At 60.8% G+C, this 14,750-nt stretch carries 16 protein-coding genes; 9 read left to right on the top strand and 7 right to left on the bottom strand.

Features of this window, described 5'->3' with window-relative positions:
• Positions 1 to 120: 120 nt before the first annotated feature.
• The 6 genes from RO069_RS03330 to flgA all read right to left on the bottom strand — a co-directional run bounded on the left by RO069_RS03330 (position 121) and on the right by flgA (position 5,256).
• Complete coding sequence (locus RO069_RS03330; protein ID WP_328185322.1) at positions 121 to 753, bottom strand: CBS domain-containing protein; 633 nt, start codon at positions 751 to 753, stop codon at positions 121 to 123.
• A gap of 118 nt (positions 754 to 871) precedes the next feature.
• Entirely contained in the window at positions 872 to 2,761 is a 1,890-nt protein-coding gene (gene mnmC / locus RO069_RS03325; RefSeq protein WP_328185321.1) for a bifunctional tRNA (5-methylaminomethyl-2-thiouridine)(34)-methyltransferase MnmD/FAD-dependent 5-carboxymethylaminomethyl-2-thiouridine(34) oxidoreductase MnmC, read from the bottom strand.
• A gap of 3 nt (positions 2,762 to 2,764) precedes the next feature.
• On the bottom strand, positions 2,765 to 3,322 hold the full coding sequence (locus RO069_RS03320) for a peptidylprolyl isomerase (protein WP_328185323.1): 558 nt from the start codon (positions 3,320 to 3,322) through the stop codon (positions 2,765 to 2,767).
• A gap of 200 nt (positions 3,323 to 3,522) precedes the next feature.
• Positions 3,523 to 3,999: a flagella synthesis protein FlgN gene (locus tag RO069_RS03315; protein WP_328185320.1), complete on the bottom strand. Its 477-nt coding sequence runs from the start codon at positions 3,997 to 3,999 to the stop codon at positions 3,523 to 3,525.
• Positions 4,000 to 4,007: 8 nt separating this feature from the next.
• Entirely contained in the window at positions 4,008 to 4,337 is a 330-nt protein-coding gene (flgM, locus tag RO069_RS03310) for a flagellar biosynthesis anti-sigma factor FlgM (protein WP_328185319.1), read from the bottom strand.
• Between the two features lie 214 nt (positions 4,338 to 4,551).
• Positions 4,552 to 5,256 (bottom strand): flagellar basal body P-ring formation chaperone FlgA, encoded by a 705-nt coding sequence (gene flgA / locus RO069_RS03305; RefSeq protein ID WP_328185318.1) that lies wholly within the window; start codon positions 5,254 to 5,256, stop codon positions 4,552 to 4,554.
• A 294-nt stretch (positions 5,257 to 5,550) separates the two neighbouring features.
• Between flgA and RO069_RS03300 the strand changes: the two genes are divergently transcribed.
• The 8 genes from RO069_RS03300 to RO069_RS03265 all read left to right on the top strand — a co-directional run bounded on the left by RO069_RS03300 (position 5,551) and on the right by RO069_RS03265 (position 12,319).
• The gene (locus tag RO069_RS03300) at positions 5,551 to 6,480 is read left to right on the top strand and encodes a chemotaxis protein CheV (protein WP_328185317.1); all 930 of its coding nucleotides are present in this window, start codon (positions 5,551 to 5,553) and stop codon (positions 6,478 to 6,480) included.
• Between the two features lie 56 nt (positions 6,481 to 6,536).
• Positions 6,537 to 7,370, top strand: a complete 834-nt coding sequence (locus RO069_RS03295; RefSeq protein ID WP_328185316.1) for a CheR family methyltransferase — start codon at positions 6,537 to 6,539, stop codon at positions 7,368 to 7,370.
• 80 nt (positions 7,371 to 7,450) lie between these two features.
• Positions 7,451 to 8,383, top strand: a complete 933-nt coding sequence (locus RO069_RS03290; protein ID WP_328185315.1) for a LysR family transcriptional regulator — start codon at positions 7,451 to 7,453, stop codon at positions 8,381 to 8,383.
• Between the two features lie 58 nt (positions 8,384 to 8,441).
• Positions 8,442 to 8,813: a DUF7352 domain-containing protein gene (locus RO069_RS03285; RefSeq protein ID WP_328185314.1), complete on the top strand. Its 372-nt coding sequence runs from the start codon at positions 8,442 to 8,444 to the stop codon at positions 8,811 to 8,813.
• A 109-nt stretch (positions 8,814 to 8,922) separates the two neighbouring features.
• A complete protein-coding gene (locus RO069_RS03280; RefSeq protein WP_328185313.1) occupies positions 8,923 to 9,867 on the top strand; it encodes a sodium-dependent bicarbonate transport family permease in 945 nt (314 codons plus the stop codon).
• 165 nt (positions 9,868 to 10,032) lie between these two features.
• Positions 10,033 to 11,094, top strand: coding sequence for an endonuclease/exonuclease/phosphatase family protein (locus RO069_RS03275; RefSeq protein ID WP_328185312.1), 1,062 nt, complete (start codon positions 10,033 to 10,035; stop codon positions 11,092 to 11,094).
• 91 nt (positions 11,095 to 11,185) lie between these two features.
• Entirely contained in the window at positions 11,186 to 11,392 is a 207-nt protein-coding gene (locus RO069_RS03270) for a DUF2905 domain-containing protein (protein ID WP_328185311.1), read from the top strand.
• A gap of 9 nt (positions 11,393 to 11,401) precedes the next feature.
• Positions 11,402 to 12,319 carry an ROK family protein gene (locus RO069_RS03265; protein WP_328185310.1) on the top strand — a complete coding sequence of 306 codons (918 nt, stop codon included), beginning with the start codon at positions 11,402 to 11,404 and terminating at the stop codon, positions 12,317 to 12,319.
• 8 nt (positions 12,320 to 12,327) lie between these two features.
• Here the strand turns inward: RO069_RS03265 and RO069_RS03260 are convergent, their stop codons facing one another.
• A complete protein-coding gene (locus tag RO069_RS03260; RefSeq protein ID WP_328185309.1) occupies positions 12,328 to 13,275 on the bottom strand; it encodes an AEC family transporter in 948 nt (315 codons plus the stop codon).
• Between the two features lie 387 nt (positions 13,276 to 13,662).
• Here RO069_RS03260 and RO069_RS03255 point away from each other — a divergent pair, with 387 nt between their 5' ends.
• Positions 13,663 to 14,412, top strand: coding sequence for a fructosamine kinase family protein (locus tag RO069_RS03255; protein WP_328185308.1), 750 nt, complete (start codon positions 13,663 to 13,665; stop codon positions 14,410 to 14,412).
• Positions 14,413 to 14,750: the final 338 nt, after the last annotated feature.

The raw sequence follows: 14,750 nt of genomic DNA, 5'->3' as shown, positions 1-14,750 counted from the left end.
CCGTGAATACATCCCTGTAGGCTCTTCAAAAACGTCCCTGTTTTTGAAGGTCCCGGAAAACGGCCTCACCTTGCACGCCCGTGCCTTGGATGCTGGCCGCCCAGCGTAACCGGCATAGAATTAAACCTCACCTTCCTGCTGACTCAAACTCGCGTAAAGCCGCAAATAATCCGTGCTGGTGATAATGCCGGTGGGGCTGCCATCAGGGCCCACCACCAGGGCTGCGTCCAGTTGGTGGGCCAGCATCAGGCGGGCAAGCTGATGGGCATCGGTCTCCGGGGAAGCGGTCAGAAATGCCGGCAATTCAATGTGCTGGAAGCTTTGAGAGATGTCGTGCTGACGGTTTTCATGGAGCCAGGCCAGTATCCAGCGGGTATCCACCAGACCGCCAACCGCACCGTCGGCGGTGATCACGATATGGTGTATGGCATGCTGTTCCATCTGATCCAGGGCATCGGCCAGGGTGGACTCCGCCGGTAACGAGTGGATCCAGGGGCTGCAGACCCGGCTGACCGGCAGGTAGGCGCGTTCCGGTTCCGGCTCGGCTTCATCCGCCTGGCTGTAGTGGGCCACGGCACGCCGGGCATGGACTTCCCGGGCCTGCTGGAAGGCCCCGTCGGAGATCTCCTCGCTGCTTTCCCGCAGGACATGGGATTCACTGGTTTCTTCCAGGTTACCCACGCGCCTGTTGCGGAAAATCTCCGGTAAACGGGTTCCCGTTGGTCGTCCGGGTTCGCTGACGTGTATGGCCATTACTGCTCCTGATGGTCCGGGTATCCGGGCATACCGCTGTCATCCTGCAACTTAAGGCAAGATCGACAACACTACGTTACCCGTTTATCGGCCAACAGGGAAAAAACTGGAACGCAAATCAGGCAATGCGGCTGGTTGTCACCGTCTCGGCGAGGCAGCGCTTGGGATCAACCCGTGCCGCCAGGGACCGGGGCAGGGCGCGTGGCTCACCACACAGGCAGTCGGCCAGGTATTCCGCCAGCAACGGGGCCCACATCAGCCCCTTGCTACCCAGACCGGTGAACAGCCAGGCGCCGTCCAGGACCTGCGCCTCGCCATTGACCAGGGGGCCGGCGATTGGCTGGTAGTCATGGGTGGTGCAACGGAAGGAGACCCGTCCGGAGGCTGAGGATGCCAGATTTTCCTCCCGGAGTATGCCCGGCACCATGTCCGCCAGTGCGTCGATGTTCTCCTGGTGGCTGCTGAGACGTTCCTGTGGGTCGGGGTCGTGCAGATCGAAGGTGGCGCCGGTGATTACCTGGCCGCCCATCGGCGGGTTCAGGTAACGGGTTCCGGTGACTACGGCCCGGGGCTGGGCCGTGAGGGAAGTCGCCGGCAGCGCCGTCACCTGGCCGCGTATGGCCTTCATGCGGTAGTCGCCCACTACCGGCATCAGTGAGCGTGTCTGATGGCCGGCGGCAATCACCACCGCATCGGCCACCAGGTCCTGCCGGCCTTCCCCCGAGAGGCACCAGCGACTGTTGCAGGGCAGCAGGCGGGTGGCCCGGAAGCCGAACTCGGTCTGGATGTTCGGGTGCGCCAGCAGGGTGAGGCACAGGCGGGCCGGCTCCAGCCAACCGGACTGTCCGAACCAGAGTCCGCCTTTGGGGCAGGGCACGCCGGTGAGGGTGGTGGCCTGTTCGGCGGAAACCGGGCGCAGGATGCCCTGGGGGTACTGGTTCTGTTGCAGGAATTTCTGTTGGCGTTGCTGTTCATGGTCCGATTTGGCCATCATCAACAGGCCGGTCGGGTGCCAGACGTCGGGGGTGTTCAGGGGATAGTAGCGCTGGGCGTGGAGCAGGGCCGCCAGGCTGAGCTGTGTCTGGGCATTGAACTGCACGCCCAGCTTGGCATACAGGGCGCCCTGGGCATTGCCGGACGCCCCGGCGCCGGGCCCTTCGCCCTGGTCGGCGACGGTCACCCGCATACCCCTTTCGGCCAGGTTACGGGCCAGCAGGCTTCCTGCGAGGCCCGCCCCCACCACCAGGATGGACCTGGGGACGCCGCAAGTCCGGCGATCACTGGCAGGCAGTTCGCCGCGGATCATGTCCCGTTTGTGGCCGAATCCGGCGACTTTCTCCATCCGGAAACCGGCCTCGGCAAACCCCCGGCGAATACGACCGACGGAGGTGAAGGTGGCCAGGGTGGCCCCGGGGCGGCTGTGGCAGCGAACCAGGTCGATGATCCGTTGTTCCCAGAGGTCCGGGTTGCAGGCGGGGGCGAAGCCATCCAGGAACCAGGCGTCGGCCTCGAACGAGAGGTCTTCCAGGGCCTCCACCGCATCGCCCAGGTAGAGAGTCAGACGAACCCGGCCGCCATCCAGCACAAGCCTGTGACAGCCCGTCACCAGCGGTGGATACTGCTGCTGCAGCGTTGCGGACAGTGGCGACAGTTCGGGCCAGAGGGCAAGGGCCTGACGGAGGTCCTCAGCCCTCAGGGGATAGCGCTCAACGGAGACAAAATGCAGGCTGGCACCGGTCGGCGCATGGTCCCGGAAAGCCTGCCAGGCGGCCAGGAAGTTCAGCCCGGTGCCGAAACCGGTCTCTCCGATGACGAAGGTATCGCCCTCGTTCAGACTGGCGAAACGGTCGGGCAGGCGGTTATGGCCCAGGAACACATAGCGGGTTTCCTCCAGTCCGTTCTCCCGGCTGAAATACACGTCACCGAAGCGGGCGGACACGGGCTGGCCGTCGCGCCACTCCAGGGTTGCCGGTTCAATGGAAGGCAGGGACGGTGCAAGTGGTTCCATGGGCTACTGCTCGTCGTCGATAAGTCGGATCGACTGGATGATCACCGGTTCCACCGGCACATTGGCCATGCCGTTGGCGCGGGTGGTCTGGACGTTGGCGATGGCGTCCACCGCGCCCATTCCCTGCGTCACGGAGCCAAACACGGTATAGCCGGGGCTTGAGCGGGTGGCGTTCAGGTGCGGATTGTCCGCCAGGTTGATGAAGAACTGGGAGGTGGCGGAATCCGGGTTCCGGGTCCGGGCCATGGCTATGGTGCCGCGGAGGTTTTTGGCGGTCTGCCGGGACTCGTTTCTGATGGGGTCGTCGGTGGCCTTTTTGCGGAGGTCGCTGTCGAAGCCGCCGCCCTGGATCATGAAGCCGGGAATCACCCGGTGGAAGACAGTGCCGTCGTAGAAGCCCTGCTCCACGTAATCAAGGAAGTTGGCCACGGTTTCGGGGGCAATGTCCGGCCGGAGCCGAATCTCGAAGGCGCCTTCGGTGGTGGATACCCGCACCTGGGGCAGATCGTCGTTGTCAGCGGATGCGTCCTGGGCCTGGGCGGAAAGTGTCCATCCAAGCATGGCCAGTAGCAGCGTAACGGTGGCTGCGAGGCGGTTCAGGCCTGGGGCAGGGAGGTGAATGCGCAGGCGATCCATGACGAGCTCCGTTCGGTGAATGACCGCCTGAAGTTTACCAGAAACCGTGGGGCCAGTGACCCCGGTTGCCGGGCAAATTACCAATTCGTCTGGATTCTTGTAAGGCCTGATTGCCGGTCCGGAGGTCAGGCGCTGGCGAGAATGTTTCTCTGGCCAACGGAGGTTTGCTGGCCAGTGGCGCCGTAAAGTTTCTGTTGTCCGGAACTGCCACGGAAGATATCCGTCAGCTTGGCAAGCCGTGCCTGGAGGTGGCTGACCACCTTGCTGTTCTGCTGGTTCAGGGCATGGCAGTCGGCGAGGGCGGTCTGGGCCTGCTCCCAGCTCCGGTGGAGGTCGCTGAGTCCGGCGCTGCGGATAAAGCGGGAGGGGTGCCCCTGATCCGGCCGGAATCCCATTTCGACCAGCAGGTGTACCTTTTGGCGGGCCCGTTCCCGGATACTGGTCAGGAGCGTGTTTTTCTGTTCCGTTAGTGGCTCGATGGCGCGGACATCCGCATTGGCCAACAGGGCCTTCTCTTCCTCCAGCAGTGTTGCGAGTTGCCGGAGCTGGGCCAGGTCCTGGTCAAGGAGTACCTGGAGTTTGTCTACGGTGGCAGTGGCCATGGTTTACCTCACCCGAAAATGCTTTTATCCATCTCAAGCATTTTCTGGGCCACTTTCTCCGCATCCACCTTGTAGGAACCGTCCGCCAGTGCAGCGCGAATCGCTTCCACGCGGCTGTCGTCCACTTCCGGGTAACTGTCCAGTTTCTCTCCCATCTGCCTGAGCTCCTTGGCCTGTTTGCTCAGGTTGACGTTCTCGCCACGGGCGGACTGGGCCTGCTTGCCCGACTGTTCGGCGGGCGCCGGCTGGTTGCCGGTTTTGGTGTCAGTGGCCTTGTCCGTGGTGGTTTTGGGGGAGTTAACCTGATTGTTGCCAATGCCGTTAAAGTTAACTGCCATGACGATACCTTCTCTAGCTGCTTGCCGCTCCATGGCGGTCGAAATTTGGGTCTTGCCCGTTTATCGACGGGTTTAGCCCTTTCTTGAGTAAAACTTTGTTCATCTTTTGTGGCGACGTGAACCGGTTCACCGTTGGTCTCTTCCCGGGTGGCTGCCAGCGGCAACCGGATGCCTGTCCCGGCAGATTCTTGCCGCATACTGTCCCCGCCGAATACTACATGGCCACTTCAACCCGACCCGGTGCCACTACCCGGGCCCGCAATGTCCGGGACGAGGACAGGTTTTCCACCAGCACCTGTTCGCCGATCCGGGCATTGGCCAGTGCCTTCCCCCGGGTGCTCACGGCGAATCCCTGGTTACGGGCCGTGATCATAACATGGTCGCCCCTTGCCACGGCATCCGGCGTGATCACCAGGTGCGGCGTGAAGGGGGTACCGGCCCTGACGGAACGCTTCATTTCCAGTCCGACCAGGTTGTCCAGCCGGGTTATGGTTCCCTGCCGCACCGAGTTCACCTGCACCCGCTGGGTGGTCACCATGGCGCGGGTAATCCGGTCACCCCGGTTCAGGGGCCTGGCGGCCACGAAGGCATCGCCGTGGATCTCAAGGGATACCGACAGGTACATCCGCCATGGTCGCTCACCCTGACAGGACACCAGCAGGGAAGGCTGGGTGGTCTCCATCGGATCGCTGCTGAACTCAACGTCGATCCGGTCGTTCGTGCAGGGGGCCAGCTTGAGTCGCGGATCCAGGCTGCCGAGGGTAAAGCTTGCCTCAAGTCCTTCGTCCTGCTGCTGGCGGACAAAGTCCTCCATGAAGGCCCGACCGGCGGCCAGGATCTCATCCGGACCCGTCGAGTCAGCCGCCAGGGCGGTATTGCCGCTGATGGCGATAAGGATGATGGCGATTAAACTGCGCATTTGGCCGGCTTTGTCCTATGCTGTCTCGAAAGGTGCCAGGAAACGTGGTCGGCGGTGGCGCTGGGCTCTGGCAGAGGCTCTAAACTTTCCCGGATACCAGCCGTTACACAACTCAGCCCCGGGCGACGCTACAATGCGACGACTGAGGCATTAAGGAATGCTGGACCGTCGGATCCTTGTCGCTCCGTCCACTTTCCTGGCCATATACCAATAAATAAGCAACTACTGTGCCCGGTCTGCCCTTGAGGACTCTCCGGGGCGGTGAGCTGCCAGCACAGTTTCCGGGAGTTTCGAATGGCAGGCGTCCTTGACAGTGTTAACCAACGTACCCAGCTGGTGGGGGAGAATCGCCTTGAGTTGTTGCTGTTCCGCCTCCGTGGGCGTCAGCTTTATGGCATTAACGTGTTCAAGGTCAAGGAAGTGCTGCCGTGTCCCAGACTGACCTCCATTCCCAACAGCCGCTCGGTGGTGCGTGGCGTGGCTCATATCCGTGGAGAGACCATTCCCATCATCGATCTGTCCATGGCGATCGGCGGGCCGGCGCTGCCGGACGATCAGGTATCCGCCAGCTTCGTGATCATCACCGAATATAACCGGCGCACCCAGGGGTTCCTGGTATCCGGAGTTGACCGAATCGTGAACATGAACTGGGAAGACATCATGCCGCCCCCCAAGGGTGCCGGCAAGGAAGTCTACCTGACGGCAGTGACCCGTCTCGACGATGCCCTGGTTGAAGTCATCGATGTCGAAAAGGTGCTGTCCGAGGTGTCTCCCCTCAAAGAGGATGTGGGTGAGGAACTTCTCTCCCGCAACACCCGCGACCGCAGCGCTTCCCGTCCGGTTCTGGTGGTGGATGACTCATCGGTGGCCCGGCGCCAGATGGTCCGTTGCCTGACCGCCATTGGTCTGGAGGTTGAGTCCCGCAATGATGGCAAGCAGGCGCTGGAGTTCCTGAAAGAGGTCATCGCCGACGGCAGCAGGATCACGGACCATGTTTCCATGGTGATCTCCGATGTGGAGATGCCCGAAATGGACGGCTACACTCTGGTCGCAAGGTGCAAAAATGACCCGGCACTCAAAGACCTGTACATTATGCTCCATACGTCGTTGAGCGGTATTTTCAACCGGGCAATGGTGCAGAAGGTAGGGGCTGACGATTTCATGGCGAAGTTCAGCCCCGACGAGCTTGCCGAGCGGGTGATGGAAATACTCGACCGTGAATAGCGGGCCTGCCGGCATCGGCGCTCCCGTCTGACATTTCAATCGACCGCAGAGATCTGATGAAAGCAGACATCACTCCCCAGGAATATGATGCCTTCAAGAAATTCCTGCAGGATGCGTCTGGCATCCTGTTGGGTGATAACAAACAGTACCTGGTGAAAAGCCGTTTACGCCGACTTCTTGAGGACAACGCGCTGGACTCCCTGGGCGACCTTTTGCAGCGTCTCCAGCGCCCCGGCTCCACGCAATTGAAGGAAACGGTCATCGATGCGATGACCACCAACGAAACCCTCTGGTTCCGGGATAATCATCCGTTCCGTATTCTCTCTGAAAAACTGTTGCCGGAACTGGCGGCAAGGGGCGGCACCCAGCCCCTGAGAATATGGTCCGCTGCGTGCTCCACCGGCCAGGAACCCTATTCCATCGCCATGGCCATTGAGGAATATAAACGGTTCCAGCCCGGTCGGCTGAAGAACGAGGTGAGGATCACCGCCACGGATATCTCACGCTCGGTGCTGGATACGGCCAAGCGGGGTGAATACGAGATGCTGGCCCTGGGCCGGGGCCTGTCCCAGGAACGGCTGCGCCACTTCTTCACCGCCCTGCCCAGTGGCGGCTGGAAGGTCAAACCCCAGGTGCAGCGCATGGTGGAATTCCGGGAGCTGAACCTGATGGACCGTTACGTACTGGGGCGGTTCGACCTGATCTTCTGCCGCAACGTGCTGATCTACTTTTCCGGGGAACATAAACGGGACATCCTCACCAGGATGCACAGTTGCCTGAATCCGGGGGGCTACCTCATACTGGGTGCGTCGGAATCGCTCAACGGCCTGTCCCACCTGTACGACATGGTCCAGTGTCATCCCGGTATCATTTACCGCCGTAAACAGTAATGACTGGCAACAGCCACCGGATTCCCCATGATGCTGAACCGGAATCCGGCTGACATCAGCGTGGCCATGGAACAATCCGGATGAGCCCGATCAATTTCCGTCATCTCTATTATTTCTGGGTGATCGCCCGGGAAGGGGGCATCCAGCGTGCCAGTGAGATACTCGACCTTACCCCACAGACTCTTAGCGGTCAGCTCGCGACCCTGGAGAACGAACTGGGTGGTCCGCTGTTCCTGCGCCGGAACCGATCCCTGAAGCTGACGGATTTTGGTAACGCGGTGTACGGTTATGCGGACGATATGTTCAGGGTTGCTGAATCCCTGACTGAAATGGTCCGTCGACCTCCCGAGAACCGCCCGCTCTCGCTGACCGTTGGGTTGTCGGCATCGATTCACAAGCTAATCGCCTACCACCTGCTGGAGCCAGCCCTGGGGCTGAGTCGCGAAGTGCGCCTGCACTGCCGGACCGGTGACAACAACAGCTTGCTGGAGCGGTTGGCAAGAAAAGAGCTGGAAGTGGTGCTTACCGACCGGCAACCCGGCCCCGGTCAGGCCGGTTCGTTCCTGGCTCACCGCCTTGCGAGTTCATCCATCTCCCTGTTTGCCTCCGCGCCACTGTCGACATCCCTGCGAGAAGGGTTTCCAGGGAGTCTCGACGGCGCGCCGTTTCTGGCCACTTCGGTGGACGCCCCCTACTTTACGGAACTGATGAACTGGTTTGCCGGTAATCAGGTGAAGGTGCGGGTAGTGGCGGAGGTGGATGATAGTGCCCTTATCAAGGTTTTCGGCCGGGAAGGGCTGGGCTATTTTGCCGCCCCCACGGCGATTGCAGATGAGGTCTGCCGGCAATACAAGGTGGAAACCGTAGCCCGTATTGATGATGTGCAGGACGTACTCTATGCGGTGACCCGCGCTGGCCATATCCATCACCCGGCCGTGGAGGCCATCGTCCAGCCACGGCCGGACCTGCAGAATGGTTCGAAAAAAGCGAACAATACTGCTCAGAAAAGTTGATTCATTGCGAGCTTCCCGCAATGCAGTATTGACCTGTCGATGACACAGGAGACCGCCCATGAAAACCATTCATAAATTCCGTATCAATGCAGGCAAGGAAACGACCCGTCTCACCCTGAAGAACGGATTCCGAGTGGTACGGTGCGAATATCTGGTATCGGAGAAGGGGGTTTATCTCTGGATCGAACAGCCTTTGAAAGTGACCACTCCCACCGTTGAGCGACAGTTCCGGGTCGCGTTCTCCGGTGAGCCGGTGCCCGAAAACTATCAATACCTCGGTACGGCACTTGACCCTTTCGGCCCGGAGGCCTACCACGTATTTGAGGTGCCCGCCGGGGCAGCGTCGTCCACGGTGGAGGCGTCCGAACGACACACTGCAGATCCTGCATTGATAGGTCAGACTCGCTATCGGCCCATTGCAGCGAACTGAGTGACCAACACACTGAACCTTTGAGGGCCCTCCGCGGGCCCTTTTTTTTCGCACGTTACCAGACAGAGCCTGAATGGCTCTTCTGAGCCACCCACCTCAGAGATTTCAAATGCCGGATATTGTTGTAATGTTCTTCCTGCTGGGCCTGGTTGCCGGGGCCCTGCGATCGGACCTGGAAATTCCCAAGGCCGCCTACGATGTGCTCAGTCTGTTGCTGATGCTCACCATCGGATTGAAAGGTGGCATGGCGCTGCACGGCAACCTCAGTGTCGAACTTTTTGCTGAACTGATGGTGGTCGCGGCGCTCGGTTTTGTGTTGCCATTTGTGCTGTTTCCGGTGTTGCGGTACGTGGTTGGTCTGAATGTGGCCAATGCCGCCAGCCTGTGCTGTCATTATGGCTCCGTCAGCGCGGGAACCTTTGCCGTGGCCATGGCCTGGGTCGAGGCTCGCTCATTGCCAACTGGCGGGGAGGTCACCCTGTACCTGGTACTGCTCGAGCTGCCCGCTATTCTGATGGGGCTCTGGTTCTACCGCCGTTTCTCCGGTGAAAGGACCCGTGATACAGGTTCGATCCCGTTATGGCAGGAAACCCTCACCAACCGCAGCGTGGTTCTTCTGGTTGGGGGTGTGATTATCGGCATGCTCTACGGTTACGCCAATGGCGACAAGGTGACTGCCCCGCTCACTGAGGCCTTTTCACTGATCCTGGCGCTGTTCCTCCTCGAGATGGGACTGGTGGCCTCTGAAACCCTTCGTCGCCTGCGGCTGGGGGACTGGAAACTGCTGGTCTTTGCGGTAGCCGCGCCGCCGCTGATGGCATTGCCGGGGCTTCTGGCAGGGGCATGGATCGGTCTTGAACCGGGCAACCTGGTGATCCTGGCAACCCTGACCGCCAGTGCGTCCTATATTGCAGCACCCGTGGCAGTGCGACACGCTATTCCTGACGCCGATATCGGCATGGCGATGCTGGCGTCTCTTGGCATGACGTTTCCGTTCAATGTCATGCTGGGTATTCCACTGTATGGGTTGTTTGCCGGCTGGCTCACGGCCTGAGACAGCTGTTCCGGTCGGCAGAGGGGGCTCCCGGAGAGCGCGCTGCAAAAGTCATAGTTTGCTATGGTGATGGATGAACGCAGGGAAGACGGCAGGGTGTATGGCGGTCTTCAGTGCCGGGGATGACAAAGGCAGTTGCTGAACCCACTGTAGTCGGGAGACCAGATGACAGGACCTATTCTTCTCAGTGCCGCCCTGGTACTGCTCGCGGTCACGGTGCTGGGAAGGGTGCCAATACATGACTGGTGGGCCAGGGCCTGTGAATTTCCCCGCCTCCAGATAGCGACCCTGGCGCTGGCCGTGATGGTGCTGTCGCCCCTTGCCGACACACCCTGGTGCTGGTGGGTGTTGGGGGTGGGGCTGTTCGTGCTTGTCGTACAGCTTTTTCGTATCCTTCCCTGGACACGCCTGTGGCCGTTGCAGGTCCAGCCTGCCGAACCAGGGCAGGAAGACCGGTGTTTCACCCTGATGGTCGCCAATGTGCTGACCTCCAATCGGAACAGCGACGACCTGATACGCCAGGTCCGGGACCGGGAGCCGGACCTGCTGCTGACCCTGGAATCGGACCAGTGGTGGGGCGACCGGCTGGACGAGGCCTTCGGCGACTGGCCCTGCATCATCCGTATTCCCCTGGACAACCTCTACGGCATGCACCTGTATTCCCGCCTGCCCCTGGAAGAATCGGAGGTGAAATATCTGATCCAGGACGATATCCCCTCCATTCACGGCTGGCTGAAACTGCCTGCCGGCTACAGGATCCGTTTCCATGCGGTCCACCCCCGACCACCAGCGCCCAGTGAGAGCAAGGAGTCCCTGTGGCGGGATGCGGAGTTGTTGCTGATCGGACGGGAGATCCGCGAGGCCGGGCACCCCTCGGTGGTGGCCGGTGACCTGAACGATGTGGCCTGGTCACGTACCACCCGGTTGTTCTGCAAGGTAAGCGGCATGCTGGACCCCCGGCGCGGGCGGGGCATGTTCAGTACGTTCCACGCCGGGCACTGGTTTCTGCGCTGGCCCCTGGACCACGTTTTCACCAGCGAGCATTTCACCGTCGGTCACATCGAGCGGCTGGATTATTTTGGCTCGGATCACTTCCCAATCCTGGTAACCCTGTGCTATCGCCCCTCCCGGGCAGACGAACACGAGGCTCCGGAAGCGGACGGCGAGGATCGACAGGAAGCCCGGGAAACCATCCGGGAAGGAAAAGCCCGGGAGCAGGAATCCTGATCATGCCGGGCGCTTTGCGTCGGGGTGATCCTTCCTGCATTCTGTAATCCGTAACGCAGGTATTATGATCTGGAATGGGAGGTCGTCATCCATGGCTCGCTGGTTCATCGTGGCCGGAGTGGTGCTGGTGGTGATCGGGTTGATTCTCCATTTTGCGCCGGGGCTGTTGCAATGGTTTGGCAAGTTGCCCGGCGACCTGAACTGGCGATCAGAGCGCACCCAGGTGTTCGTGCCCATCACTTCCATGATTATTCTCAGCGTGGTGCTGACGATCCTCCTTAACCTGTTTAACCGGTGAATGGTGCCCATGACGGAAGACTGGCTGATCGGTATTGACCTGGGCGGTTCCAAGACCGAGGTGATCCTGATGGATCGCCACAGCAATGAACATTTCCGTCAGCGTCTGCCCACGCCCCGCAATGACTATCCAGGCACCCTGGACACCATCGCGGAGCTGGTTTCCGAGGCGGAACGTAACGCCGGATACCAGGGGCTATCGGTGGGGGTGGGCATTCCCGGTTCCGTCTCCCGGCTGACCGGTCGCGTCAAGAATGGCAACTCCACCTGGCTCAATGGCCAACCCATGGCGGATGACCTGGCAAGGTTGCTGGACCGGCCCGTGACCCTCACCAATGACGCCAACTGCCTGGCCCTGTCGGAGGCCACCGACGGCGCCGGTGCCGGCCATGAGGTGGTGTTCGCCGCCATCCTGGGAACCGGCTGTGGTGCCGGTATCAGCGTCAACCGCCGGCCGTTGACCGGCCCCAATGGCGTTGCCGGGGAGTGGGGCCATAATCCCTTGCCCTGGACACCGGATGAAGAACTTCACGTACGTCCCTGTTTCTGCGGACGTAATGGATGCAACGAAACCTTCCTCTCCGGCACTGGCATGGCCCTGACCCACCGGCTGCTCTGGGGTGAGACCGCTACCAGCCACACCATCGTCACCGCCGCCCGGGAGGGTCAGGAACAGGCAAGGGCAACCCTGGACCGGTACCTGGATCACCTGGCCCGGGGGCTGGCGTCGGTGATCAATGTTCTGGATCCGGACATCATCGTGCTGGGGGGCGGGTTGTCCAATGTGGCGGCAATCTATGACGAATTGCCGCAGCGGCTGCAACACCATGTCTTTGGTGGCGAGTGCGATACCCCGGTGGTTCGTGCGGCCCATGGCGATTCCAGCGGCGTGCGCGGTGCCGCCTGGCTGGGCAGGACGGGGAACTGAACGGGCGGTCAGATGGCTCCCGCGCTCTCCAGGATAAACACTCCGAGGGTGATGGTGACACTGGCCAGCAGCGTGGTCATGGCGACAATATTGGCAGCCATGCGGGCGTTGCCTCCCAGTGCCTTCACCATCACAAAGCTGGCGGCGGCAGTGGGACTGGCGAAGTAAAGGAACATCAGTCCCAGCTCCCGGCCCTCGAAACCAAGCAGGTAGGCGCCGCCGGTGCACAGGGCTGGCAGGGTCAGCATCTTGAAGCCGGCAGCCCCGAAGGCAGGGCCGCTGTCGCTGCGAATGGCGTTGACAGAGATGGTGGCGCCGATGCAGAGCAGGGCCAGGGGCAGGGTGAGGGAGGCAAAGTAGTCGCCACTGGTCATCACCCATTGCGGCAACTCGATTTCCCACCAGGCGAAGGGCACGGCAATAACAACCGCCAGTATGAGCGGATTGCGGCCGATATCGCCCAGGATGTGCCCCCAGCGGAGTTTCTGTTCCGACTGGTAGGTCAGCAGGACCACCACCGACAGGATGTTATAGGAGATGATCACCAGCCCCAGCAGGATACCCCCGGCAGACAGGCCATAATCGCCATACATGCTGGCGGCCAGGGCCAACCCCACAATCCCACAGTTGCCACGGAAGCACCCCTGCACGTAGACGCCCCGGTCCGGCCTGGGCACCCGCCACAGCGACCATAGCCAGACCAGTGCGAAGCTGCCCAGGGTGGCCATCAGGAAAAACCCAAGCAGGCCAGGATTCAGTGCCGTATCCAGGTCCGCCCGCAGGATGCTGAGAAAGATCAGTGTTGGCAGCGTGGCGCGGAAGACAAGGGCCGACGCGGTGTTAACAAACGCGGAGTCGATCCAGCGGAGCTTACGCAGACCCAGACCAATAAATACCATGGCAAAAACGGGCAGGGTGGTCTCAAGGGTCCTGAGGAAGATCTCGGCAAGGGTCATGGTGGTACCGGGTGGTTGTGGAGCCTGCTAACGTTAAGGGCCGCACTCAGTCCTGTCAATTGAGCCGATAGTCGCGTGGTGCGAACTCCCCCTCCATATTTGAATAATCCTTAACTTCCATTTTTATCGATTATAACGGTTACAATGGAATAACTATCGATTGTCAGGCCGTTCATGTTGACCACCATTACAACATGAGATCTGGACCATATCCCTGCTTATCCGAGCTTTCCGAGCCGCAGGGTGGTCAGCTAGCAGTCTGGTTATTGACCATCGTCACGCATTGCCAGCGCGAATTTTCATAGGCTACCTGGGTTCCCGGTATTTACCATTCGAAAGCAGACAGGGAGTGGCAGCATGGACGCCATTGGTTTCAGGGGGCGTACAGTGCATACCAAAAAGAATGAAACCGGCTTTGCCGATGCCCTGTTCAGGGAGGCGGAAGGTCTGGAACTATTGGGTGACGCCATCACCATTGCCGGTGTTACCGGAGTGCGGGTGCCGGAGATCTATTCCGTCAGCGAAGAGCGGCTGGAAATGACCGGAATCGTGCCGCTGCGGCAGTCTGACGACGTACTTCGCCAGCTCGGCCACGGTCTGGCCCGAATCCACGCGCTTCCCCAGGCCGGCTATGGTTTTCACCGGGACAACTATATCGGCCTCAACCCCCAGAAGAATCGTGAGAGTGACCGCTGGGGTGAGTTCTTTGTGGAATACCGTCTTGGCGTCCAGGTAAGCCTGATCAACGACCAGCGCGTTCGCGACAAGTTCATCCAGTTGCTCGAATCCAAGGGTGGCCTGCTGGCGGAATGGCTGGACGAACGGGTTGCCGGCCCAAGCCTGTTGCACGGTGACCTCTGGTCAGGGAACGCGCTGTTCGACGACACCACCGCATGGCTGATCGACCCGGCGGTCTACTACGGTGATTCGGAGGCCGATATTGCCATGACCGAGATGTTCGGCGGCTTCGGCCCGGAGTTCTATGAAGCCTACAACGAAACCCGGCCACTCCACGGCGACTACGCCCGCAAGCGGGAGATCTACAACCTCTATCACTTCCTGAATCACTACAACCTGTTTGGGGGCTGGTATCTTGGGCCCTGTGAGAAGGGGATGGGGGTTATCAGTAAGCTTTAGGGAGGGGGAGCCCGGGAGGGATTATTCGGCACTTCGTGCCTCACCCCTTCGGGGCCGTCGTCGCTTTGCTCCGACGTTCCTCCGGCTGCGTTGCAGCCTTCGGTCGAACCCGCGAGGGTTCTTCCTACCCACCCAATCAGCCAATACAAAACCCCAGCATTGCTGCTGGGGTTTTGTATTGGCGGAGAGGGGTGAGCCGGGTTCTCGACACGAGCGCAGCTCGTGTCCCGGCGAACGGGATTGGCCTCTGGACACCCCCTGGACGGTCGCCGACCGAACCGGCAATAAAAAAGGTTCATCGCGGATTAGCGTGAAAAAGTAGGAGACGGCGGTAAAAC

The sequence above is a fragment of the Marinobacter sp. OP 3.4 genome (assembly GCF_036224885.1).
GTDB lineage: Bacteria > Pseudomonadota > Gammaproteobacteria > Pseudomonadales > Oleiphilaceae > Marinobacter.
This window is presented reverse-complemented; position numbering and strand designations above follow the sequence as displayed.

What these genes read in the sequence shown, in the direction of transcription:
- RO069_RS03330 (WP_328185322.1), bottom strand. Translation starts at nt 753, where the DNA reads ATGGCCATACACGTCAGCGAACCCGGACGACCAACGGGAACCCGTTTA.
- mnmC (WP_328185321.1), bottom strand. Translation starts at nt 2,761, where the DNA reads ATGGAACCACTTGCACCGTCCCTGCCTTCCATTGAACCGGCAACCCTG.
- RO069_RS03320 (WP_328185323.1), bottom strand. Translation starts at nt 3,322, where the DNA reads ATGCTTGGATGGACACTTTCCGCCCAGGCCCAGGACGCATCCGCTGAC.
- RO069_RS03315 (WP_328185320.1), bottom strand. Translation starts at nt 3,999, where the DNA reads ATGGCCACTGCCACCGTAGACAAACTCCAGGTACTCCTTGACCAGGAC.
- flgM (WP_328185319.1), bottom strand. Translation starts at nt 4,337, where the DNA reads ATGGCAGTTAACTTTAACGGCATTGGCAACAATCAGGTTAACTCCCCC.
- flgA (WP_328185318.1), bottom strand. Translation starts at nt 5,256, where the DNA reads ATGCGCAGTTTAATCGCCATCATCCTTATCGCCATCAGCGGCAATACC.
- RO069_RS03300 (WP_328185317.1), top strand. Translation starts at nt 5,551, where the DNA reads ATGGCAGGCGTCCTTGACAGTGTTAACCAACGTACCCAGCTGGTGGGG.
- RO069_RS03295 (WP_328185316.1), top strand. Translation starts at nt 6,537, where the DNA reads ATGAAAGCAGACATCACTCCCCAGGAATATGATGCCTTCAAGAAATTC.
- RO069_RS03290 (WP_328185315.1), top strand. Translation starts at nt 7,451, where the DNA reads ATGAGCCCGATCAATTTCCGTCATCTCTATTATTTCTGGGTGATCGCC.
- RO069_RS03285 (WP_328185314.1), top strand. Translation starts at nt 8,442, where the DNA reads ATGAAAACCATTCATAAATTCCGTATCAATGCAGGCAAGGAAACGACC.
- RO069_RS03280 (WP_328185313.1), top strand. Translation starts at nt 8,923, where the DNA reads ATGCCGGATATTGTTGTAATGTTCTTCCTGCTGGGCCTGGTTGCCGGG.
- RO069_RS03275 (WP_328185312.1), top strand. Translation starts at nt 10,033, where the DNA reads ATGACAGGACCTATTCTTCTCAGTGCCGCCCTGGTACTGCTCGCGGTC.
- RO069_RS03270 (WP_328185311.1), top strand. Translation starts at nt 11,186, where the DNA reads ATGGCTCGCTGGTTCATCGTGGCCGGAGTGGTGCTGGTGGTGATCGGG.
- RO069_RS03265 (WP_328185310.1), top strand. Translation starts at nt 11,402, where the DNA reads ATGACGGAAGACTGGCTGATCGGTATTGACCTGGGCGGTTCCAAGACC.
- RO069_RS03260 (WP_328185309.1), bottom strand. Translation starts at nt 13,275, where the DNA reads ATGACCCTTGCCGAGATCTTCCTCAGGACCCTTGAGACCACCCTGCCC.